This window comes from Mycobacterium helveticum (assembly GCF_007714205.1).
Lineage (GTDB): Bacteria > Actinomycetota > Actinomycetes > Mycobacteriales > Mycobacteriaceae > Mycobacterium > Mycobacterium helveticum.
The window spans coordinates 1-665 of the sequence record NZ_VMQU01000341.1 but is presented as its reverse complement, the minus strand read 5'-3'; the positions used below and the strand labels follow the sequence as shown (position 1 = coordinate 665).

The 665-nt window shown below is 65.6% G+C and carries 1 pseudogene; it reads left to right on the top strand.

Annotation, left to right across the window (positions count from 1 at the left end):
• Window positions 1-135: 135 nt before the first annotated feature.
• Window positions 136-665: pseudogene (locus tag FPZ47_RS27825) on the top strand (IS1634 family transposase); the annotation flags it as partial.

The following is a 665-nucleotide window of genomic DNA, read 5'->3' as shown; positions in this document are numbered from 1 at the left end:
CCGAAGTTGCGACGGGTTCCCGCGCGGAATTGAGGTGTGACCTGAGGATACTGGTTGATCAGGTCACGAAAGTGTAGACAGGAATTAGCGTGTCAATGCGACGTAATGTTGACGAGAACGCATACCATTAACGGTATGCGGCAGAAGATCGGGCCGGTGCATGTAGCCAGGGTTAAGAGTTCCCATGTGGACAAGCGGGGCGGGCGACGCGAGTACGAGTCGGCATACCTGCGCCGCACCTTCCGCGAGGGCGGCAAGGTGCGCAACGAGACCGTGGCCAACCTGTCGATGCTGCCGCCGGAAGCGGTCGACGCGATCGAGGCGACGCTGAAGGGGCAGACGCTGGTGCCGGCTGGCAGCGAGTTCACCATCGTGCGGTCGCTGCCGCACGGGCACGTGGCCGCGGTCGCGGCGATGGCGCGCACGCTGGGCCTGCCCACGCTGCTGGGCCCGGCATGCCGGGCCCGCGATATTGTCCTGGCGCTGGTCATGTCGCGGGTGATCCGGCCCCGCTCGAAACTCTCCACGCTGGCCTGGTGGTCCGACACCACGCTGGGCGAGGACCTGAGCGTGGCCGATGCGTCCACCGACGAGATCTATGCCGCCATGGACTGGCTGGTCGGCCAGCAGGAAGCGATCGAGCGCAAGCTCGCAGCCAAACACCT